This is a genomic window from Labrys sp. F242 (assembly GCF_057813875.1).
This window is the reverse complement of record NZ_JBVASG010000003.1, coordinates 660011-681390: the sequence shown is the minus strand read 5'-3', so window position 1 is coordinate 681390 and position 21380 is coordinate 660011. Positions and strand designations below refer to the sequence as shown.

The 21380-nt window shown below is 64.0% G+C and carries 19 protein-coding genes; 7 read left to right on the top strand and 12 right to left on the bottom strand.

The window, feature by feature from the left end; all coding sequences use genetic code 11:
• Window positions 1-92: 92 nt before the first annotated feature.
• From ACZYTC_RS22810 to modB, 3 genes are all read right to left on the bottom strand, one after another.
• Window positions 93-1727, bottom strand: a complete 1635-nt coding sequence (locus ACZYTC_RS22810; RefSeq protein ID WP_454816136.1) for an ABC transporter ATP-binding protein — start codon at window positions 1725-1727, stop codon at window positions 93-95.
• A 137-nt stretch (window positions 1728-1864) separates the two neighbouring features.
• On the bottom strand, window positions 1865-2098 hold the full coding sequence (locus tag ACZYTC_RS22805) for a DUF4287 domain-containing protein (protein ID WP_434958244.1): 234 nt from the start codon (window positions 2096-2098) through the stop codon (window positions 1865-1867).
• A gap of 74 nt (window positions 2099-2172) precedes the next feature.
• Window positions 2173-2871, bottom strand: coding sequence for a molybdate ABC transporter permease subunit (modB, locus tag ACZYTC_RS22800; RefSeq protein ID WP_434958245.1), 699 nt, complete (start codon window positions 2869-2871; stop codon window positions 2173-2175).
• A gap of 260 nt (window positions 2872-3131) precedes the next feature.
• Here modB and ACZYTC_RS22795 point away from each other — a divergent pair, with 260 nt between their 5' ends.
• Window positions 3132-3491, top strand: coding sequence for a winged helix-turn-helix domain-containing protein (locus ACZYTC_RS22795; RefSeq protein WP_441773246.1), 360 nt, complete (start codon window positions 3132-3134; stop codon window positions 3489-3491).
• A gap of 32 nt (window positions 3492-3523) precedes the next feature.
• Here ACZYTC_RS22795 and ACZYTC_RS22790 read toward each other — a convergent pair whose 3' ends face one another.
• The 3 genes from ACZYTC_RS22790 to ACZYTC_RS22780 all read right to left on the bottom strand — a co-directional run bounded on the left by ACZYTC_RS22790 (window position 3524) and on the right by ACZYTC_RS22780 (window position 8591).
• Window positions 3524-6382: a M16 family metallopeptidase gene (locus tag ACZYTC_RS22790; RefSeq protein ID WP_488990590.1), complete on the bottom strand. Its 2859-nt coding sequence runs from the start codon at window positions 6380-6382 to the stop codon at window positions 3524-3526.
• Window positions 6383-6587: 205 nt separating this feature from the next.
• The gene (locus tag ACZYTC_RS22785) at window positions 6588-6956 is read right to left on the bottom strand and encodes a hypothetical protein (protein ID WP_454816140.1); all 369 of its coding nucleotides are present in this window, start codon (window positions 6954-6956) and stop codon (window positions 6588-6590) included.
• Between the two features lie 270 nt (window positions 6957-7226).
• On the bottom strand, window positions 7227-8591 hold the full coding sequence (locus ACZYTC_RS22780; RefSeq protein WP_488990589.1) for a polyhydroxyalkanoate depolymerase: 1365 nt from the start codon (window positions 8589-8591) through the stop codon (window positions 7227-7229).
• A gap of 178 nt (window positions 8592-8769) precedes the next feature.
• Between ACZYTC_RS22780 and ACZYTC_RS22775 the strand changes: the two genes are divergently transcribed.
• The 3 genes from ACZYTC_RS22775 (at window position 8770) to ACZYTC_RS22765 (ending at window position 11402) form a co-directional block, all read left to right on the top strand.
• The gene (locus tag ACZYTC_RS22775) at window positions 8770-9669 is read left to right on the top strand and encodes a sugar phosphate isomerase/epimerase family protein (RefSeq protein ID WP_488990588.1); all 900 of its coding nucleotides are present in this window, start codon (window positions 8770-8772) and stop codon (window positions 9667-9669) included.
• A 318-nt stretch (window positions 9670-9987) separates the two neighbouring features.
• Window positions 9988-10869, top strand: coding sequence for a beta-keto acid cleavage family enzyme (locus ACZYTC_RS22770; protein WP_441773249.1), 882 nt, complete (start codon window positions 9988-9990; stop codon window positions 10867-10869).
• Complete coding sequence (locus ACZYTC_RS22765) at window positions 10866-11402, top strand: thioesterase family protein (protein ID WP_434958252.1); 537 nt, start codon at window positions 10866-10868, stop codon at window positions 11400-11402. Before ACZYTC_RS22770 ends, ACZYTC_RS22765 begins: the two co-directional genes overlap by 4 nt.
• 347 nt (window positions 11403-11749) lie before the next feature.
• On the opposite strand, the gene ACZYTC_RS22760 is transcribed toward ACZYTC_RS22765, so the two are convergent.
• Window positions 11750-12304 (bottom strand): c-type cytochrome, encoded by a 555-nt coding sequence (locus ACZYTC_RS22760; protein WP_434958253.1) that lies wholly within the window; start codon window positions 12302-12304, stop codon window positions 11750-11752.
• Between the two features lie 435 nt (window positions 12305-12739).
• Between ACZYTC_RS22760 and ACZYTC_RS22755 the strand changes: the two genes are divergently transcribed.
• Window positions 12740-13474 (top strand): 3-deoxy-manno-octulosonate cytidylyltransferase, encoded by a 735-nt coding sequence (locus tag ACZYTC_RS22755; RefSeq protein ID WP_434958254.1) that lies wholly within the window; start codon window positions 12740-12742, stop codon window positions 13472-13474.
• Between the two features lie 4 nt (window positions 13475-13478).
• Entirely contained in the window at window positions 13479-14342 is an 864-nt protein-coding gene (locus ACZYTC_RS22750) for a prephenate dehydratase (protein WP_434958255.1), read from the top strand.
• Between the two features lie 85 nt (window positions 14343-14427).
• Here ACZYTC_RS22750 and nudC read toward each other — a convergent pair whose 3' ends face one another.
• The 3 genes from nudC to pyc all read right to left on the bottom strand — a co-directional run bounded on the left by nudC (window position 14428) and on the right by pyc (window position 19410).
• Entirely contained in the window at window positions 14428-15384 is a 957-nt protein-coding gene (gene nudC, locus ACZYTC_RS22745; protein ID WP_434958256.1) for an NAD(+) diphosphatase, read from the bottom strand.
• A gap of 23 nt (window positions 15385-15407) precedes the next feature.
• On the bottom strand, window positions 15408-15824 hold the full coding sequence (locus tag ACZYTC_RS22740; RefSeq protein ID WP_441773251.1) for an HIT family protein: 417 nt from the start codon (window positions 15822-15824) through the stop codon (window positions 15408-15410).
• 106 nt (window positions 15825-15930) lie between these two features.
• A complete protein-coding gene (pyc, locus tag ACZYTC_RS22735) occupies window positions 15931-19410 on the bottom strand; it encodes a pyruvate carboxylase (RefSeq protein WP_488990587.1) in 3480 nt (1159 codons plus the stop codon).
• Between the two features lie 189 nt (window positions 19411-19599).
• On the opposite strand from pyc, the gene ACZYTC_RS22730 reads away from it, so the two are divergent.
• On the top strand, window positions 19600-20004 hold the full coding sequence (locus tag ACZYTC_RS22730) for a hypothetical protein (RefSeq protein ID WP_434958259.1): 405 nt from the start codon (window positions 19600-19602) through the stop codon (window positions 20002-20004).
• A 117-nt stretch (window positions 20005-20121) separates the two neighbouring features.
• Here the strand turns inward: ACZYTC_RS22730 and ACZYTC_RS22725 are convergent, their stop codons facing one another.
• A complete protein-coding gene (locus ACZYTC_RS22725) occupies window positions 20122-20415 on the bottom strand; it encodes a hypothetical protein (protein ID WP_434958260.1) in 294 nt (97 codons plus the stop codon).
• Window positions 20416-20764: 349 nt separating this feature from the next.
• Window positions 20765-21211 (bottom strand): putative periplasmic lipoprotein, encoded by a 447-nt coding sequence (locus ACZYTC_RS22720; protein ID WP_488990586.1) that lies wholly within the window; start codon window positions 21209-21211, stop codon window positions 20765-20767.
• Window positions 21212-21380 lie beyond the last annotated feature (169 nt).

Sequence of the window (21380 nt, the reverse complement as noted above, 5' to 3'; positions counted from 1 at the left end):
AGTGTGAACGCTTATTTTCTCTAACTCCTTGCTTCGACACGTCTTTGCGATTCGAGGTGATTCCGCCCAATCGCAAAACGCTTTGTCTGCGGTTACTGCCCCACCACGTCCTCTGGCGCGGCCGCCATGGCAAAGGCAGCGGCAAGCAAAGCCTTGGTATAGTCCTCCCGCGGGCGCTCGAAGATCTGGCTGGCCGGACCGTGCTCGATGATCTTGCCGCCCTGCATCACCATCACCTCGTTGGCCAGCGCCCGCACCACCTTCAGATCGTGGCTGATGAAGAGATAGGCCAGCTTGTGGCGCTGCTGCAGCTCGCGCAGGAGGTCGACGATCTGGGCCTGGACCGACATGTCGAGGGCCGAGGTCGGCTCGTCCAGCACCAGGAATTTCGGCTGCAACACCATGGCGCGGGCAATGGCGATGCGCTGGCGCTGCCCACCCGAGAATTCATGCGGATAGCGGTCCATCGCCTTGGGTTCGAGGCCGACATCGGCAAGCGCCCGGGCGACCGCCGCCCGTCGCCCGGCGGCGTCGAGCCCCCCGCCCAGCACCTGCAACCCCTCTTCGACGATCTCGCCCACCGACAGGCGTGGCGAGAGCGAACCATAGGGATCCTGGAAGACGATCTGCATCTGCTTGCGCAATGGCATCATCGCCCGCCGGTCGAGGCCCTGGATCGGCTTGCCCAGATAGGCGATCGGCCCCGTCGAGGAGATCAGCCGCAACAAAGCGAGGCCGAGCGTGGTCTTGCCCGAGCCGGATTCGCCGACGACGCCGAGGGTCTGGCCTTCCTTCACGGCGAGGCTGACACCGTCGACCGCCTTGACGTGGCCGACCGTACTGCGCATCAGCCCGGCCCGGATCGGGAACCAGACCTTGAGATCGTCGGCCGAGACGATGGTGCGGGCCTGCGCATCGAAAGGCGTCGCCCTGCCCTTGGGCTCGGCCGCCAGCAGCCGCCTGGTATAGTCGCTGGTGGGGTTGGCGAAGACTTGCCCCGTCGGGCCGGCATCGACGATCCGTCCCTTCAGCATCACGCAGACCCGGTCGGCCAGCTTGCGCACGATCGACAGGTCATGGGTGATGAACAGCATGGCCATGCCGGTCCTCAACTGCATCTCCTTCAGGAGAGCGAGGATCTGGGCCTGGACGGTGACGTCGAGCGCCGTGGTCGGCTCGTCGGCGATCAAGAGGTCCGGGTCGTTGGCGAGCGCCATGGCGATCATCACGCGCTGGCGCTGGCCGCCGGAAAGCTGATGGGGATAGGCGTCGAGGCGTTTTTCCGGCTCGCGGATGCCGACCTGGGTCAAGAGTTCCAGCGAACGGGCGCGCGCCGCCCGCTTCGACAGGCCGCGATGCACGCTGAGGATCTCGCCGACCTGCCGCTCGATGGTGTGGAGCGGGTTGAGCGAAGTCATCGGCTCCTGGAACACCATGGTGATGTCGGCGCCGCGCACGCGCTGCAGGGTCTTTTCCGGCGCGCCCAGGAGATTCTCACCGCGAAACAGCACTTCGCCCGAGGGGTGGGAAGCGGCGGGATAATTGAGAAGCTGCACGATCGACAGGGCCGTGACCGATTTGCCCGAGCCCGATTCCCCCACCAGCGCCAGGGTCTCGCCCTTGTCGAGACTGAAGGAAACCTTGTCGACCGCCAGTTCCGGCTGCCCCTCCGTCCGGAAAGCCACGGAGAGGTCGCGAACCTGAAGGAGCGGTGCAGAAGAAGCCATGGCCAAGGCCTAGCGCAGAATCAGGGCGGATTGAATCGGATTTTGTTCCCGGCTGCGCTCGCATACTGCCCTCGTGCAAATGCAGCGCGCGGGAGACGGCAAGAGCGGACGGGACGTTCGCTCTTGCCCCCGGGAAATCAGCCCCCCTTGCCATCCTTGGCGAGGGCGTAGGCCACCAGGGCATTGGCGTGGCCATGGCCAAGCTTGAATTCGTCCTTCAGCCAGCCGACGATTTCCATATGCTTGGAGCCGCGCTTGCCCTCGATCAGCGCCAGCCAATGCGCGATCGGCTGGCCATATTTCTTCTCGATGGAGGGAAAATAGGACGCGGGCCCTTTGACCGGCTGCCGGTCTGGCGTTTCAAGGCTCATAGTCGGTCTCCACGAATCGACGGGCGTTCAGAAGTGATATGCCCTGCTCCACATTGCAAGACAGGCCCCGATCATCAGCTCTGGCCGGCTTGTCCGAGCCTGGAGCGCGCACGCCGGGCCATCGCCTCGGAGATGATCAGCGCACCGAAGGCGAGCACCACCGAGACCAGGGTCAGGCGGATCACGGTATTGTCGCCATTGGGATCCTGCAGCGCCGTATAGATCGCCGCCGACAGGGTCTGCGTTTCGCCGGGTATGTTGGAGACGAAGGTGATGGTGGCGCCGAACTCGCCCAGGGCCTTGGCGAAGGCCAGTACCATACCGGCGATGATACCGGGAATGGCGAGAGGCAGCGTTACCGTGAGGAAGGAAAAGAAGGGATTGGCGCCGAGCGTGCCGGCCGCCGATTCGAGCCTGGGATCCACCGCCTCGACGGCGAGACGGATGGCGCGCACCATCAGGGGAAAGCCCATCACGGCGCAGGCGATGGCCGCGCCGGTCCAGCGGAAGGCGAAGACAATGCCGAGCTTCGACGCGAGGAAAGAGCCGATCAGGCCGTTGCGCCCAAGCAAAATCAGGAGGACATAGCCGGTGACCACCGGCGGCAGCACCAGCGGCAGATGGACAAGAGCGTCGAACAGCGCCTTGCCGGGAAAGGCCCGGCGAGCGAGGACCCAGGCGGCGGCGACCGCAAAGGGCACCGAAATCAGCGTGGCCAAGCCGGCAATCTCGAGGCTGAGCCACAGGGCCGTCCATTCTTCAGGCGAAAGCACGCCCCCATTCCTCCGCCTAAAGCATTTTTTGAGAAAATGCGTCGAAACAAAGAGTTAGGGTGAAAGCGCGACTTTGATGAATCGCACTTTCACTCTATGGCACGCGGCCCATCGACATCAGGCCAACCGATGTCAGACCTTGGGCCTGCGCCCGAATACGCTATATTCTCCTGAATAGGGCGGTTCGCCCGTAATCGCAATGACACCTGCTTGAGAGCCAAGCGCGCTTTGCTCCCGCCCTGTGCTTGAGGAGACCGATCATGTCCGGCCCACCCGCGATCCGCCTCAAGATCAGCTTCGGCGAGGACGCCCGGCTCGGCCCGGGCAAAATGGACCTGCTGGAGGCGGTGAAACGGGCCGGCTCGATCTCGGCGGCGGGCCGCGAACTCGGCATGTCCTATCGCCGAGCCTGGCTGCTTCTCGATGCGGTCAACACCATGTTCGGCCAGCCCGCCATCGAGACCTCAGCCGGCGGCAGCCATGGCGGCGGCGCCCGCCTCACCGCCTTCGGCGAAAACCTGCTCGCCGCCTACCGCTCGGTGGAGACCGAGACCGCCAGGCTGGCCGAACAGGCCTTCGCCGATCTGGTGCCGGCAATCAGGGCGCAGGCGCGGGCCTGACCGGCAAGAGGCTGGTTCTCCGCCTCCGCGTCTCAGCGCGCCGCGGCGGCTCCGGCCGGCAGCACCGTCAGCTTCCAGACATTGCCGGGCTTGAAATAGGTCTGGGCGAAAGCGCGGATATCGGCTGGGCCGACCTTGTCGTAACCGTCCCGGCCGGCGCGGATCAGCTCGAGGCGCCGCGGATCGGTCTGGCTGCCGCTTACCTTGCCGAGCCAATAGTCGTTTTCCTGCTGCCGGCGCCTGATCGTCTCGATCTTGGGCGCACGGGCACGAGCAAGTTCGTCGGGCGAAACGTCCTTCTCGATGAGATCAGCCGCGATCTTGTCCACCAGGGCATAGAAGGAGGCGACCTTGGCCGGCGTGGTCTCGACCATGGCATAGACATAGCCGAAGCCCGGCAGGGAAGAGGACAGATCGACTGAGCCCTGGGGAGAATAGGTCGCCCCTTCGGCAATGCGGAACTCGTCGATCAGGCGATTGACCAGGATCGAGCTGGCAAGGTCGGCCGTGAAGCTGCGCGGAATGTCCGACAGCATATCGCCCACCGGCATGGCGACCAGGACGGCGGCATTGTCCGGGCGCCCGGAATGGCTCTGCACGACCGGCTCGGCCTTGATGGCCGGAAAGGCCGCAGCAGCGTCGGCGGCCGGCGTCTGCGGCACCGGGCGGGGCGGCAGGGCACCGAAGGTCGCGGCGACCTGACGGATGGCCTCATCCACGCCGACATCACCGACAATGGTGATGTCGAGAGCGCCCTCAGCGAAGACCGGCGCGAACAGGGCCTGAAAATCGCCGGCCTTGGCCGCCAGCAATTGCGGGCGGTCCGGGAAGGTCCAGCGCGGATCGCCGGAGTGGATCAGCCCTTGGAAGTCCCGGCTGACCACCACGCCGGCCGTCGCCTCATATTGCGGCAGATTGGCGAGATAGAGCTGCCGGATACGCTCGAAGACCTCCGGCCGCCAGGCGGGATCGGAGGCATAGGCGGCGAAGATCTGCAATTGGGTGGCAAGATCGGCCGGACGCGTCGTGCCCTCGAACTTGAAGGCACGGTCCTCCAAGGAGAAGCCGACGCTGGCGATCTTCGACGCCAGCACCTTCTGCATATCGTCATAGTCGATCGCCTTCAGGCCCGAGAGCTCAACCGCCTGGGCGGTCCAGGTCGGGACCGGGCGGTCATGCGGCAGATCGAGCCGGCCCCGGCCGATATCGACGCGGACCTGGATCTCGTCGGCCCTGAACTTCGTGGGCTTGACGGTGAGGCGCACGCCATTGGCAAAGCGCACCATGGTCAGGCCGAGATCCTCCACGGCACGGCGCTCGGTGACGTCGCCCGGCGTGCCGAATTTGGTGTACGGCCAGACCACCTCGGCGGCATCGGCCGGCGCGGTCACGGGAACGGACTGCGAGCGTGCATAAGCCTTCTCGACCGCGGCCGGCTCCGGCGGCTCGGCGCCCTGCAGCACAAGGCGCGGACCGCTGCCGGAGAGCACCGCCTGAACAGCCTTGTCGACCTCGGCGGCCGTCAATCCCTTCACCATGCGCTCAAAAAGAACGAGATCGTCGGCCGGCGAGGTGAAGACCTTGCTCTCGTCGACGCTGCTGGCGAGCATCGCGGCGAGATCCGGGCTGGTGCGCGTCGCCGCACCATCGGTCAATGATTGCAGGGCGGAACGATATTCCGCCACCTCGCGGTCGACCTCGGCCTGGCTTGTGCCGAACTGCACGAGACGGCGCTGTTCCTGATCGAGCGCGGCCAGGCCCTTGTCCCAGGCCCCAGTTTCGACATCGGCGGACAACAGGCCGGCGCGGGCCGATTCGTAGAGATCCTGCAGGCCGACATCAGCTGCGATAAAGGGCGCATTGGCCTTGCGCGACAGGGCCTGGAGACGGCGCTTGAGCACCGACAGGCCAACATATTCGATCGCGCTCTGGCGCCGCTTGGCATAGCTGTCCGGCGCGGCGTCGAAGGGGCGGATCCAGGCCAGGTAGATCTTGGTGTTCGCGCCCGGAACCTTGACGACGTCGGCACCGACGCCGCGCTTGAGAGGCTGGCCGAGGTCGGGCTCGGCCACGGCCGGGCCGACGGGCTTCCAGTCCTCGAAGCGCCGGCGGATCTCCGCCTCCATGGCGGCGGGGTCGATGTCGCCGACCACGAGCAAAGTGGCACGGTCCGGACGGTAATTGGCCTGGTAATAGGCGCGCAGCCGCTCGATGGGGGCGGTGCGGATGATCTCGGTCTTGCCGATTGGCGCGCGCTCCGGCACGCGCTGCCCGGCGAGGAGGACGTTGAACAGGCCCATGATGCTGCGATAGCCTGGCGTGTCGCGCAGGCGCTCCTCGGAAAGGACGACGCCGCGTTCGCGATCGAGGGCGGAGGCGCTGAGCGTGAGTTCGCTCGCCGTCTCGCGCATCAGCATCAGGCCGGTGGAGACGGTATCGGCATCGACCTCCGGCAGGTCGAGCGCATAGGTTGTCTCGTCATAGCTGGTATGGGCGTTGGTGTCGGCTCCGAAGGCCAGCCCCTTGCGCTGCAGGATACGAACCATCTCCCCTTCCGGCACCCGGGTCGAGCCCTTGAAGGCCATGTGCTCCAGCATATGGGCGAGACCCCGCTGGTCGTCGGCCTCCTGCAGCGAGCCGGATCCGATACGCAACCGGATGGCGGCCTGCCCCGCGGGCGTGGTGTTGCGCATCACCGCAAAGCGCATGCCGTTGCCCAGCACACCGAAGCGGATGCCGGCTTCGGGCTTCAGGTCGCTATCGGCCTGAGGCCAAACAGCGATCTTGGCTGCAGTCTCGGCTCGGATGGGAAAGGGGGCGACGGACAGGCAAAGCAGGGCCGCCGCGATCAGGTGGCGGGCGGGCCGGAGGCGCAAGATGGAATGGGGCAAGCAGGATCTCTATGGGGGAGGAACAGATTTCGCCCGCGCACCATAGAGCAAAACGCGTTTAGACGGAAACGCTTGTTTGCTCTAACTCCTTGTTTCGACGCGTCTTTGCGATTCTTGGCGTAACCGCCAAATCGCAAAACGCTCTAGCGTCATTCCCCAAGGTTGCGGCAACCCGGCGGGTCGGCGCGATAGCCAGCTGCCAGCCTCACCATCGGCCACGGGAATATTTCATCAGGCAGACATGCTTGGCGTATTTGCTGGGCGCGATGACGACTGGCGGCGTGCTGCCGTAGGCCTTCCCCGTTTCGATGTCCGGATCGTCCTTATAGAAGCCGCTCTTATAGCTCGTGGTGCAATCACCGAATTTGTTGCAAACCTCGAGCTTGGTACAGATGATCGCCTCGCTCTGCTCGTAAATGTAATAGGTCGCCTCGGAATAGGGCGGGCGCGGATAATTTTCGGTGCGGATGGTTACCTGCCCCGCGTCCCTGCCGAAATCCTGTGCGGCGGCGGCCGGAATGCCGACAGCAAGGCAAGACGAGACCATCAAAACAAAGCCCGTCAGATTGCGCATGGACCACCCGCCTCCCTTTTTGATCCTTCCAGCCCTATGGCCTTGGCGGACAGCCGTCAACGGACTGGTACACCGGCACGAAGCCCCAGAGGTGGGAAAGCGAAGACGATGCTCGAACACGTTCCGGGCAAGCGCAGAAACAGGTGTTCATAGGCACCAGCCCTGTGGACGGAATTCCGGATACCTTACCCTCCCCTGGAGGGGTGGGTAAGGTCAGCGCCTGTGCACGAGGACGTTCGCACTCGCTGGCAATCTTGTGCGGTGATGCGATCAGACCGAGACCGGCCTCACCGGGCCCTTGCCGCGCTTGGAATCCAGCGGAATCGGATCGTTGGTACCGCCCGGGCTCGGCTTGTGCGGCGCCAGATTGGAGCGGATGAAGTCGGAAATGCGCGGTGCGATCTCGGAGCGGAAGCGCGAGCCGTTGAAGACGCCATAGTGCCCGACGTTCATCTGGGTGTAGTGGGCGCGCTTGTCGGCCGGCAGGTTCACGCACAGGCCATGCGCCGCATGGGTCTGGCCGTGGCCAGTGATGTCGTCGTTCTCACCCTCGATGGTGAAGAGCGCGGTGTTGCGGATGGCGCCCGGATCCACCGGCTTGCCGCGATGGGTCATCTCGCCCTTGGCCAGGGCATATTTGATGAACACGGTATCGACCGTCTGCAGATAGAACTCTGCCGTCAGGTCCATCACCGAGAGATATTCGTCATAGAATTCGCGATGCTTCTGGGCGCTGTCGCCGTCGCCGCGCACCAGGTCGAAATAGAGCGTCTTGTGGGCGTCGAAATGGCGGCTGAGATTCATGGTCATGAAGCCGGTCAGCTGCAGGAAGCCGGGATAGACGTCGCGCATGAAGCCGGCATTGGGGAAAGGCACCTTGGTGATGACGTTCGAACGGAACCAATCGACGCCCTTCTCCACGGCGACGTCGTTGACCTTGGTCGGCGAGAGGCGGGTGTCGATCGGGCCGCCCATCAGCGTCATGGTCAGCGGCGCATAGGGGTCGTTCTCCGCTTCCATGCGGGAAACGGCGGCCATCACCGGTACCGAAGGCTGGCAGACGCCGATCACATGGGTGTCGGGGCCGAGCACATGCAGCATCGAGATGACATAGTCGATATAATCGTCGAGATCGAAACGCCCCTCCGACACCGGCACCAGCCGGGCATCGATCCAATCGGTGATGTAGACCTCGTGATTGGGCAGGAAGGCCTCGACCGTGCCGCGCAGCAGCGTGGCGTAATGGCCCGACATCGGCGCCACGATCAAGAGCTTGGGATCCGGACGGCGATTGCCGCGGATGGCGCGGGAAAAACGCAGGAGATTGCAGAAGGGCCGCCGCCAGACGGCTTCCTCATGCACGGCCACGCGCTCGCCGCCCACCAGCACGTCCTTGATGTCGAAGGCCGGCTTGCCGTAGCGGCGCGTCACGCGCTCGAAGACCTCGCAGGCTGCCGCAACCGACTTGCCCCAGGTGGTCATAGAAAAAGGATTGCCCGGATTTTCAAAAAACGCCCGGGTCGCATCGGAAAAAGCTCTAGTCGGGCCCAGCGCCGCATGCGTCGCTTCGTAGATGGTGTAGACGGGCGCGGAAATCGCGCCCAACCCCATCATGCCCCTAAGTTCTTCAAACATAGCACCACCAAACTACAGGATTGCAGGTCCGTCGCCGAATGCTCGTCACGGATTTGTCATAGCAGCATTATTGCGACGCAACAAATATTCCGGAGTGTAAAAGCGATATCGTCAACAATCTGATACCGGCAGCGATCAGGAAGCCTATGCTGCTTCGACACCATCAAGGGAGACTGAAATGCCCACCCAGCCTGCTGTCGGCCTGACCTCGCGCGAGGGCCAGCCGGATCTGTCTGGCCTCGCCGCCACGCTGGACGAGGTTGCCGATCTCGGCCTCGCTTTTGTCGAGCTGCCGGCCTACCACTACGACCTCGTGCTGGCCGGGCGCCCGATCGGCTCGCGCGTCACCGAATTCGAAGCCATATGCCGCGACCGTCCCTTCGGCTTCACCGTGCACGGCCCGCTGCCGATCAACTTCATGGCACCGCCCGCGCTGCTGCCGCGCTTCCTGGAGACGACCAAGGCTTTCATCGAGATCGCGGCCCGCATCGGCGCGCCGCATCTGGTCATTCATGCCGGCATGATGCAGGCCGACGAGCGCCACGACGCCGAGAATGCGGCTGCCCGCCAGCGCGACTACCTCCATCGCGCCGGCGAGGCGGCGGCCGCGCACAAGGTCGTGCTGTGTGTCGAAAACCTGTTCGATTTCGGCCCCTATGCGGCGACGCCCAGCATTGCGCGCCTAGCCGAGGAACTCGCCCTGATCGACCACCCGCATGTCCGGGCCACCTTCGATTTCAGCCATGGCTACATCCATGCCAGCCAATATGGTTATGACTTTCTGGAGGAGGCCAAGGCGCTGGCCCCCTTCGCCAAGCACCTCCATTTGCACGATTCCTTCGGCCAGCCCGACCTGCCCTGGGTTTATGACAGCGCCGAGGCCAATGCCTTCGGCCTGGGCGACCTGCATCTGCCGCTGGGCTGGGGCAGCCTGCCCTGGGACGCTCTCGCCGAGCAGTGCAGCTTCCCCGCCGACGTCATCGCCATCCACGAACTCAATGAGCGTTTCTGGCGAGACCGGCGCGAGGCGCTCGACAATGCGCGGGGGTTTCTGGGACAAATTCGCACTGCGGGATAGGCTCCCCGGGACCGTTCTCGTCCCGCCTATCCTGGAAGCATTACGTTTGTCGGATAGGAAAGGCGGACGAGACGTCCGCGGTCCCAGCGTTGGCGTCTCTTGCGCAAACCTTGGCGGCGTCGCGCAGGAAGCGGTGCGGCTGGGATCGCGGACAACAGCCACATTGAGCGGCGCTCTATGTGGCGGCGACGTCCGCTCTTGGAACTCCCGTGCAAAGCAGGCACAGCGCCCCTGTCGCATTCTGCATCGTGCCTGTCGCGACAGGTCACGTCCGTAAACGGGGCTGGCCTAACATCCCCGCGACAGGGAGGAAGCACCGTGAATACCGACGTCATCATATCCTGCGCGATCACCGGGGCCGGCGACACCGTCGGCAAGCACCCGGCCATTCCGGTCACGCCCAAGCAGATCGCCGACTCGGCCATCGAGGCGGCCAAGGCGGGCGCCGCCATCGCCCATCTGCATGTCCGCGATGTCGACACCGGCAAGGCCGGCCGCAAGCTCGAACATTATCGCGAGGCCGTCCAGCGCATCCGCGATTCGGGCGTGGATGTGGTGATCAACCTCACCGCCGGCATGGGCGGCGACTTCTTCTTCGACCCCGCCAATCCGCGCACCGGGGGCACGGGCACCGACATCGCCAATGCGGCCGAGCGCGTCGCCCATGTCGAGGAACTGAGGCCTGAGATCTGCACGCTGGATTGCGGGTCGGTGAATTTCAGCGACGGCCTGTTCATGGCCACCGGCGAGACCTTGCGTGAGATGGCCGAGCGCATCCAGGCCGTCGGGGTAAAGCCCGAGATCGAGTGCTTCGAACTCGGCCATATCTGGCAGGCCAAGGATCTGATCAAGCGCGGCCTGATCGACGCGCCGCCGATGTTCCAGCTCTGCCTCGGCATCCCCTGGGGCGCGGAGGCCACCACCGAGACCATGGTCGCCATGCGCAACCATCTGCCGCCGGGCGCCAATTGGGCCGCCTTCGCCATCGGCCGCATGCAGATGCCCTTCGTGGCCCAGTCCATGCTGCTGGGCGGCAATGTCCGCGTCGGCCTGGAAGACAATATCTGGCTCGACCGCGGCGTACATGCGACCAACCAGTCGCTCACCACCCGCGCCAAGGAAGTGATCGAGCGTCTGGGCGGGCGGGCGCTCACGCCAGCGGAAGCGCGCGACAAGCTCGGCCTGAAGAAGCAGAAATGAGCCGGGTCACTACCCCCAACGAGGGCAAGCCCTTTGCGGGCTGGGATTGGGCCAAGCCGATCCCGGCCCCGCTGGCCCTGCACCGCACGCCGGTGGTCGAGGCGTGGACCGACTATAACGACCACATGACGGAGAGCGCCTTCCTCTTGGTGTTCGGGGATTCCTCGGATGTCTTCTTCCGCATGATCGGCGTCGACGAGGCCTATCGCGCCGCGGGTTCCTCGATCTACACCATGGAAACCCGCATCCACAATCGGCGCGAGGCCCATATCGGCGATCCGCTGGCACTGACGCTCCAACTCATCGACCACGACGCCAAGCGCCTGCACGTCTTCCATGCCATGACCAACGAGGCTGATGGCGCAGTGCTCGCCACGGCCGAGCAGATCCTGGTGCATGTCGACATGCAGGCCGGGCGTTCCTCCCCCTTCCCGCCAGAGATCGCCGAGCGCATCGCGGCGATCGCCGGGGCCCACGCAGACCTGCCGGTGCCTCCGACGGTAGGCGTGCCGCTCGGGATCAGGCGGCGATAGGGGCGCAGCTCTCGCGATACCATCCCACTATGGCATAACAGCCTTCTCCACGAAGTGGGGAAGTCCGCCACATCTTCGAAACGAAGATGTGGCTGTTCATTGCGAAGCAATGACGGATGGGGTGTGGCGGGCAGTGCGCCATGCATGACGCGATGGCGGGACGGGCCGCGCAAGCTTGCTTGGGACATAGCGCTGCCCGCCACACCCGACCCGACTTCGTCGGGCCACCCTCCCCACTTCGTGGAGAGGGCTTGTCGCGCCTTATTCGGAAAAGTTGCAGATCACGCGACAGCAAAAAGCCGGGCGATGAGCCCGGCTTTGGCAGATTCTGGCAAGAGCGCCGCTGCTTACTTCGGCAGATCGATCGGCTTTTCGCTCTTCGAATTGAGATAGGCCAGGATGTCGGCGCGGTCCTGCGGCTTGGGCAGACCGGCGAAGGACATCTTGGTGCCCTTGGCGAAAGCCTGCGGGCTCTTGATGAAGTGATAGAAATCGTCGGGCGTCCAGGTCTCGCCCTTGTCGTGCAGCGCCTTGATGGCATCGGAATAGGCGAAGTCCGTCTTGTGGCCCTTCGGCCCGCCGATCACACCGAACAGGTTCGGACCCACGCCGTTCTTGCCGGTCTGGTCGTCGGTATGGCAGGCAGCGCACTTCTTGAAGATGGCGGCGCCCTTCTCGACCGAGGCCTTGGCGACCAGCTCGGCCAGCGGCGGATCCTGGGAGGCAGCAGGCGCCTCGGCAGTGGTGGCCGGCGCGGCGTCGGTGAGCTCATAGCCCGCCTTCTCCGGTTTTTCCTGCTTGAAGATTTCCTCGGCGACAATGCCCAGACCCAAGGTCAGCATCAGCGTGCCCAGGACTGCGCCGGCAATCTTGTTCAGTTCAAACGATGACGACGAACTCATCCCCGGCTCCGACTCGAGATAGACTTAGCGAAATAGACGCGACCAAAGGCAAAAGATGCCCCCGCACCTGATTGCCCCAAACACAAACTCCGGCAGCCACTCTGTCAAGCGGCAAACCGCATGGGACCCTCTATCCGGTTTGACCCGTAGTTTGCAACTCGTATAAATCGCGCGCGCTTGCTACTTTTCGCCGCCCCGCTCCGGAAGCGGCCGTTCAGAGGCTGTTGTGAACCATGGATAGGATTTTGACGTGAGCGATTTTGTTCGAGGTGAAGGAGTTCGAGGACGCAAGCCTTGCGGCTTGCTACGTCTGCCACAGGCAAAGCCCGTGGCTGGAACGACGCACTCGTCGAGCAAAAGCGACACTGCAGGTGGCCAGCCTTGACCTCATCAAAACCCTATCCATGGTTCACAACGGCCTCTAGGTGAATTTCCTTGTCTCATCCCCTCATCCTGATTCCCGCTCGCATGGCCTCGACCCGCCTGCCGGGCAAGCCACTCGCCCCGATCGCAGGGGAAGCGATGATCGTGCATGTCTGGCGCCGGGCGTGCGAATCGCGCCTGGGCCGGGCGGTGGTGGCGACGGATACGGCCGAGGTCGCCGACGCCGTGCGTGCCGCAGGCGGCGAAGCAGTGATGACGCGGCCCGACCACCCCACCGGCTCGGATCGCATCTACGAGGCTTTGAGCGCTATCGACCCCGAGGGCCGGCACGACACCATCATCAATGTCCAGGGCGACCTGCCGACCATCGAGCCGGAATCGATCCGCGCCGTGTTCGGGCCGCTCGCCAACGAGGCTGTGGATATCGCCACCCTCGCCGCCGTGATCACGCGCGAGGAGGAGAAGACCAATTCCAGCGTGGTGAAGGTGGTGGGCACGCCGATCGAGCCCGGCGTGTTGCGGGCGCTCTATTTTACCCGCGCCACCGCCCCCTGGGGCGAGGGCGACCTCTATCACCATATCGGCCTCTACGCCTATCGCCGCGCCGCGCTGGAGCGCTTCGTCACGCTGCCACCGGCACCGTTGGAGCAGCGCGAGCGCCTCGAGCAATTGCGGGCGCTGGAAGCGGGAATGCGCATCGATGTTGCGATCGTTCCCGCCGTGCCGCTAGGTGTCGATACACAGGAAGATCTCGAACGCGCCCGCGCGATTCTCGAAAGACATTAAACTGATGACCGAGTCCAAACTGAAAGTTTCGTTCCAGGGCGAGCCTGGTGCCAATTCTCATATCGCCTGCATCAACGTCTATCCCGACGCCGAACCCTTGCCCTGCCCGACCTTCGAGGACGCCTTCAATGCGGTGTCTTCCGGCGAGGCGGAGCTTGCCATGATCCCGATCGAGAATTCGGTGGCGGGGCGCGTCGCCGACATCCATCATCTCTTGCCGACCTCGGACCTGCATATCATCGGCGAATATTTCCTGCCGATCCACCATCAGCTCATGGCGGTCCCGGGTGCGAGCCTCGACACCATCCGCACGGTCCACAGCCATCCCCAGGCCCTCGGCCAATGCCGCATCACCATGCGCGGCCTCGGCCTCACGCCGGTGACCGAGAGCGACACCGCCGGCGCCGCCCGGCTGGTGCGCGACTGGCAGGACCCGAGCAAATCAGCCCTCGCTTCCACGCTGGCAGCGGAAATCTATGGCCTCGAGGTCCTCAAGCCCGACGTCGAGGACGAGCCCTACAACACCACCCGCTTCGTGGTGCTGTCGCGCGAGCCGGATTGGGTGCCCATGGGCAAGGGGCCGACGGTGACGTCGCTGATCTTCACGGTACGCAACCTGCCGGCCGCGCTCTACAAGGCGATGGGCGGCTTTGCCACCAACGGCATCAACATGACCAAGCTGGAAAGCTACATGGTCGGCGGGCATTTCTCCGCCACCCAGTTCTATGCCGAGGTCGACGGCCATCCCGAGGAGAAGAACCTCAAGCGCGCTTTGGAAGAACTCGGCTTCTTCTCGACCAAGATGCGCATCTTCGGCGTGTTCCCGGCCGATCCGGCCCGCGACGACCACGCGCCACCGGCGGAGTGAACGGAGCGCGGACATCCTGTCCGCCTCTTGCTCTCCATCACGCGCAGCGCTTCCAAGAGGCGGACAGGATGTCCGCGCTCCAACCTCACGGCACCACCGCGCCGCCCTTCTCCGCGAATTCCTTCAGGAGGTGATGGGCGATCGCCATCGGCCTGGGCGCACTGAAGCCCAGAGGATGCTCGTCGATCAGCATCTGGACCACCTCTTCGCGCGTAAACCAGCGCGCATCCTCGAGTTCCTTGATGTCGACATTGATGTCGCGGCCAACCGCCCGGGCAAAGCAGCCCACCATCAGGGAGGAGGGGAAGGGCCAGGGTTGGGAGGCGAAATAGCGCACATGCGAGCAGGCGATGCCCGATTCCTCCAGGACCTCGCGCCGCACGGCATCCTCGATGGTCTCGCCGGGCTCCAGGAAGCCAGCCAGCGCCGAATACATCTTTTCCGGAAAGCGAGTCTGGCGACCCATCAGGCAGCGATCGCCATCGATAGCCAGCATGATCACCACCGGATCGACGCGGGGAAAATGCTGGGTGCTGCAATTGGCACAGTCGCGCCGCCAGCCACTGGACGTGATCCGGGTCTCCTGGCCGCAATTGGCACAGAAACGATGACGCTGGTGCCAGTCCAGCACTTCCTTGGCCGTGGACAGCTCGCCGAGAATGCCCGGCGCCACCAGGCCCCGCATGGCAAGGGAGCGCAGGTCCATCGCCTCGACATCCGTGCGCCAGGCGAGTTCGTCGGCCAGCCCCTTGTCGAAAGCCTGTGCGAACACGGCACTGCCATCGGACTGCAGGCCGAGGAAGACAATTTGCCGGCTATCTTTGAAAGATTCGATCTCCTCGCGATCGAACAGAGCCTCATGGGCGCCGTCGCGAATGCGCAGAAGCGGGATGTCGCCCGAGAAGGCAAAGAACCGGCATGAGGAATGGGCCAGCTTGTCCGCGATGAAGGCTTCGTCCTCGCGCTGACCCGAGGCGCGATCGAGTGGATTGACCGAATAGGCGATGGCGGCGGAACGATCGAACAGAGTATGCAGTGTCATGGCAAATTTTTCCGGCAAGATCTTCATGAAATCGACAGTAGCCTGCGAAGCTGGCTAATCAAATCGGCGGCGACAGCTTCCGCATAAGGCCGTGCAGGCACCTGCCCCCAGACGGGTTTCGGCCAGGCGGGGTCGCCCTTGAAACGGGCGATGACGTGGATATGAAGCTGCGGCACCATATTGCCAAGGGCGGCGACATTGAGCTTGTCGCAGCCCGTGAGAGCCTTCAGCGCCTGAGAGACCGCGGCGATCTCCTGCATCAGCACGGTTCTATCAGCCTCGTCGAGCTCGATGATCTCGCTGATATCGGGATGTTTGGGGATGAGGAGAAGCCAGGGGAAGCTGGCATCGTTCAACAGGCGCAGATGCGACACGGCAAGGTCGCCGATGGCGATCGAATCGCCTGCAAGCTGGGGATGGAGGGTGAAGGCGGGGGACATGGGCTTTCCGGGTGCGCGGACGTCTCGTCCGCTCTTCCTAACCCGCAAATGCGCCGGTTCCAAGGGTCGGCGGAAAGAGCGGGCTGGAAGCCCGCGCACCCGGAAGTTATCCCATCACCATCAAGAGGTCCTTGGCGTCGATCTGGGCGCCGGGCGAGACCAGCACTTCGGCGATCTTGCCGTCCTGGGGAGCATGCAGCGCGGTCTCCATCTTCATCGCCTCGATGGTCAAGAGCACGTCGCCCGCCTTGACCGCCTGCCCCGCCTTCACCGCCACGGTGGAGATGGCGCCCGGCATCGGTGCGGCGATATGGGCCTCGTTGCCGTCCTCCGCCTTGCGGCGCGCCTTGACGCTGCCGGCAGCCAGGCGGTTGGGCACCTTGATGATACGCGGCTGGCCATTGAGCTCGAAGAAGACTCGAACCTGCCCTTCCTCGTCGGTCTCGCCCATCGTCTGCAGGCGGATTACCAGGGCCTTGCCGCGCTCGATTTCGATGGTGAGTTCGTCGCCCGGCGCCATGCCGTAGAAATAGGTCGCGGTCGGCAGCACCGAAACGGGCCCGTATTTGCGGGCGGTGACGGCATAGTCGGTGAAGACCTTGGGATACATCAGATAGGAGGAGATCTCGTTGCCCTCCACGGCGCGGCCGATCTTCTTCTCCACCTCCGCCTTCAACGCCGGAATGTCGGCCGGCGGCAGCAGCGAGCCGGGGCGCACGGTGATCGGCGCTGCATCCTTGAGGATCTTCTTCTGCAGGGCGGAAGGCCAGCCGCCCTCGGGCTGGCCGAGATCGCCGTGCATCATCTCGACGACGGAGGCCGGGAAGGCGACCTCGCGGGCGGGATCGGCGACATCCTCCGGGGTGAGGCCCTGCGCCACCATCATCAGCGCCATGTCGCCGACCACCTTGGAAGACGGCGTCACCTTGACGATGTCGCCGAACAGATCGTTGGCGGCGCGATAGGCTTTGGCCACCTCGTGCCAGCGCGTCTCCAGGCCGAGGGAGCGCGCCTGCTCCTTGAGATTGGTGAACTGGCCGCCCGGCATCTCGTGCAGATAGACCTCCGACGCACCGGCCTTCAGGTCACTCTCGAAGGCGGTGTATTGCGTACGCACCGCCTCCCAATAGAAGGAGATCTGGCGGATCGCCTCCGGATCGAGGCCGGGATCGCGCTCGGAATGCCTGAGCGCCTCGACGATGGAGCCGAGGCAGGCCTGGGACGTCGTGCCAGACATCGCATCCATGGCGGCATCGACCGCATCGACACCAGCCTCGATCGCCGCCAGCACGGTGGCGCCGGCAATGCCCGAAGTGTCGTGGGTGTGCAGGTGGATCGGCAGGCCGATCTCCTGCTTGAGTTCGCTCACCAGCTTGCGGGCCTGGGCCGGCTTGAGCAGACCCGCCATGTCCTTGATCGCCAGGATATGGCAGCCGGCCTTTTCAAGCTCGCGCGCCATGCGGACGTAATAGGCCAGGTCGTATTTCGAGCGCGAGGCGTCGAAAAGGTCGGCCGTATAGCAGATCGCGCCCTCGGCCAGCTTGCCGGCCTCCAGCACGGCGTCAATAGACACCCGCATATTCTCGACCCAGTTCAGGCAGTCGAAGATGCGGAAGAGGTCCATGCCGGCATCGGCCGCCTGCTTGACGAAGAGCCGTACGACATTGTCGGGATAATTGGTGTAGCCGACGCCATTGGCCCCGCGCAGCAGCATCTGGGTGAGGATGTTGGGCGCGCGTTCGCGGATCAAAGCGAGACGCTCCCAGGGATCCTCGGTGAGGAAGCGCATAGCGACGTCGAAGGTGGCACCGCCCCAGCATTCGAGCGAAAGCAGCTGCGGCAGGCCGGCGGCATAGGCCGAGGCGACGCCGGCGATGTCGTAGGTGCGCATGCGCGTGGCCAGCAGCGACTGGTGGGCGTCGCGCATGGTGGTGTCGGTGACGAGGACGCGCTTTTCCTCCTTTATCCAGCTCGCGAACTTCTCCGGGCCCAGCGTGTCGAGCAGCTGCCTGGTGCCGGAGGCAGGCCTCACCTTGAATTCGGGCGCATGCGGCGTGCGCGCCTCGGCGGGCGGCCGCGCTCGGCCGCGCGCCTCGGGATGGCCGTTGACGGTGACGTCAGCGATATAGGTCAGGAGCTTGGTGGCGCGGTCGCGGCGCTTGGCGAACTGGAACAGCTCGGGCGTCTCGTCGATGAAGCGCGTGGTGTACTGGTTGGAGCGGAACTTCTCATGCGCCAGCACCGCCTCCAGGAAGGGCAGGTTGGTGGCGACGCCCCGGATACGGTATTCGCGCAAGGCGCGGGTCATGCGGGCGATGGCTTCCTGCGGGGTGGAGGCCCAGGCCGTGACCTTTTCCAGGAGCGGATCGTACCAGCGTGTCACCACCGCGCCGGAATAGGCGGTGCCGCCGTCGATGCGGATGCCGAAGCCCATGGCACCGCGATAGGCGGTGATGCGGCCATAGTCCGGGATGAAATTGTTCTCGGGATTCTCCGTGGTCAGCCGGCACTGCAGCGCATGGCCGCGCATGAAGATGTCGTCCTGGGCGGGAATGCCGGTCTCCAGCTCGCCATCGGCGCCGATGACGCCGATGCGCCCGCCCTCGGCGATGCGGATCTGGGCCTTGACGATGTCGAGATCGGTGACGACCTCGGTGACGGTGTGCTCGACCTGGACGCGCGGATTGACCTCGATGAAATAGAACTTGCCGGTATCGGCATCCATCAGGAACTCGACGGTGCCGGCGCCGGCATAATCGGTGCCGCGCCCGATCTTGAGCGCCGATTCGCACAGGCCCTGGCGCGTCTCCTCGTCGAGATAGGGCGCGGGCGCGCGCTCGATCACCTTCTGGTTGCGGCGCTGGATCGAGCAGTCACGCTCGAACAGATGCACCAGCGTGCCGTTGCCGTCACCGAGGATCTGCACCTCGACATGGCGGGCGCGGCGCACCAGCTTTTCCAGATAGACCTCGTCCTTGCCGAAGGCAGCCTTGGCCTCGCGCTTGGCGGTGAAGACGGCATCGAGCAGCTTGTCCTCGCTCTCGATCGGGCGCATGCCACGCCCGCCGCCACCCCAGGAGGCCTTGAGCATCACAGGATAGCCCACAGCCTGCGCCGCCGCCTTGATCGCTTCGGGATCGTCGGGAAGCGGGTCGGTCGCCGGCATCACCGGCACGCCGACCGAAATGGCGAGGTTGCGCGCATCGACCTTGTTGCCGAGCGTGCGCAGGGTCTTGGGGCTGGGACCGATGAAGACGATGCCGGCGGCGGCGCAGGCTTCGGCGAATTCCGGGCTCTCCGACAGCAGGCCGTAGCCGGGATGGATCGCATCGGCCCTGGCTTCCTTGGCGACGCGGATCACCTCGTCGATGGAGAGATAGGCCTCCACCGGTCCCAGATTCCTTTCAGACCCCTTGCCCTTGCCGATCTGGTAGGCTTCATCAGCCTTGAAGCGGTGCAGCGAAAGTTTGTCCTCCTCCGCATAGACGGCAATGGTGGAGATGCCGAGTTCCGTGGCGGCCCGAAACACGCGGATGGCGATCTCGGAACGATTGGCGACGAGCAGGCGGCGGAAGGACGGTCGCATGAGCACTCGCGGTCTGGAGGGGAGTTGGGAATTTATGTTGCAATGCGAAGAGTGATGCACATTCTTTCCCACATCGGCAAATCCTACTCGCTCCACCAGCGATGAAATGTCGACGTTCGCCGTTTTGTTCGCTTATTTGTTCACAAGGACGAACGAGCCTGCCCTTCGTTCGTGATGGAGCAAACGTCGATGGCCTACTTGACCCCATGGCGCGGCATCAGGATCGACGCGACACCCCAGGGGGAAGCTCCCATCGCCATCAGGCAGGCCTGGATCGGCCTGACCCTGCCGCTGTTGGAAACGGCGCCGTCGGAGCCGGAGACGATGATCGTCGAAATCGGGTTTCGCAATCCGGCCGGCGTCCTCAGCCTGCTGAAGCAGCGTTTGGGCTTCAAGCCGCCGACGGCAATTTGGCAGGCCTATTCAGTGCAGGCCGCAAGCGCCTTGCGCCTGCTCGATAACCATTCCCCGCAAGCCGCTCGATGGTGGCAAAGAAATACGCCCTGGCTGTTCGAGCCGGCCCAGGTCCTGGCGTTCAACGCGGATTGTTGCGAACTGGTCTTTGTGGACAGGCTCCCCGCCAACGAGCCGTGACGGCCTGCAGGCCATCATCCCTTACCGCAAAAAGGCGGAAGCCCCACCGGGGGCGGGGCTTCCTACGGGCTACCGGGCTGGTGTTGGGGTGCAGGGTCCGATAACCCGAATTCGGGCTCAGTAGCAGACCCTCACGCGCTTCCAGAAGCCGCCGTAATAGCCGTCGACCCAGCGCTTCTCGATGTGGCAGCGGCGATAGTAGACGGGGCGGTAATCGTCGTAATAGCCGCCGCCATAATAGCTGTTGTTGTAGGCGGAGCCGGCGAGCAGCCCACCCAGCAGGCCGATACCGGCACCAGCGGCGAAGGCGCCACCACGGCCATAGCGGGCTTCGGCGGTGCCGGTGGTGGCAATGGCGGTGCCTGCCAGTGTTGCGGCAACCAGGGCGCCGGTCAGGATTTTCTTCAACATCGTCTCGTTCCCATTCTTGTCTTGCGCGGGCTGCGCTTGCTTTGATGGGATGACAATGCCACCGCCGCCCCGGCCTCTCCGTGCGATTCGTCACGGGATGCAACCGATGCGTGTTATCGATGCGGAGCCTTCCGTCGGCTTCCTCTTCTATTCAAATGCGAAGTTTGCGGCATTCGCCCACGGCCGAGATTTGCGGAGTGGCGCAGTCCGCACTCTCGGCCGGCTTCTGCCAGTTCGAAAGCGAAGTCGGTGTCCTGCCGGTGGCACGAGGCTGCCTCTTCGAGGCTTCACGACCAAAGGGTAAGAATCCGCCGTTTTCGATCGGGATTTTCAGCCTGAAGAAGAGCGATCAGGACGCGGATGACTTGGGCGCGCGCGCCTTGGCGTTCCGGCGAACCGATCTATTCACGACTGCAGGAGTATTGGGTTCCAGCGATACATTGATTGGATTGGGATAATGCTCCAGCGTAGCGCCTGTCGCCGCGTCGACTCCCATGCCGATGATCCCGCCCGCGACGATATTACCGGCGAACCCCGCGGCTCCAGCTCCAGCAACGCGCGTCTTCACCGGAACATCGACGGGTTTATGGCCTTCCTTGCTAATCGTCGCTATGAATTCCGATTTGCGCGAAACCTCAAATGTACATGGCGTCGTGCAGGCATTTCCAATAGATGTCTTCACCTGGGCCGCAGATGGATTCGATATTACCTGAATTTGATTTGTTGTTCCACGCGTTACTGTAGAACAGCTGGCCATCAGCAAGCCGACCAAACACAAAAGCATGAAATTCTTCACGTCCCCCCCACTTCTCTAATGAACCGGCTCGGATCCAACATTCAACAACATAAGCCGAATCAAGACACACCGAATTCTATCAAAATCCCTAATTGAAGTGACAGATCTGATTCCAGCTAAATTTAATTTGTATGAAATTCTTTACACAGACAGTTTGGGCACCTCTGGC